The organism is Allofournierella sp. CML151 (assembly GCF_027853465.1).
Taxonomy (GTDB): domain Bacteria; phylum Bacillota; class Clostridia; order Oscillospirales; family Ruminococcaceae; genus Allofournierella.
Genome location: NZ_JAPNNW010000049.1, coordinates 1 through 578, shown reverse-complemented (window position 1 = coordinate 578; position 578 = coordinate 1). Strand labels below are relative to the sequence as shown.

At 51.4% G+C, this 578-nt stretch carries 1 protein-coding gene; it reads right to left on the bottom strand.

Annotation, left to right across the window (positions count from 1 at the left end; genetic code table 11):
• The coding region (locus PH256_RS15200; protein WP_270914830.1) for a transposase at positions 1 to 578 on the bottom strand (578 nt) is incomplete at both ends.

Here is a 578-nt window from a genome sequence, read left to right as displayed (position 1 = left end):
ACCCTGGATGGGTGGCGTTCCATTTCCAGATGGCCAGCTTTTTCAGATTCATGGCAGCAAATTTAAGCTTCACCCAGTTTGTCACCTGAGCCAAGCCTCTGTACTGTGTGTAACGCATCCCGTGCTTTTCCTTCGCATCGGCAAACACACGCTCAATCTTCTCTTTTCGCAGCCGGTACAGCTCTTTGTACACCGCCATGTGCCGGATATGCTCTGCCATCTCCACGTAGTCCTGCCAGACATGGCGCAGCACAGTTTTCTCACACTTGGCGTTTTCGGTGCACATTCCTCTGGTGGGACAAATTTTGCAAAGATAGGCGCGGCTTTTGTATTCCCGGTAACCGTCCCGGTTTGTGGTGGAATAATGCAGTGCGTGGTATTCGGGGCAGATCACATCGTCAAAGTATTCGTCATACACATAGGCCCACCAGGGATGGCTGTTCTCTTTGGTTTTGGGTCTGGTATAGCAGGTGGAAAGAACGCGGCCGCTCTCAAAAATTCTCTTGCAGATCCAGGGTGTTTTGTAGGCGCTGTCCGCCACCACTGTTTTGTGTTCGGGATGGTACTTGCATAGTTCG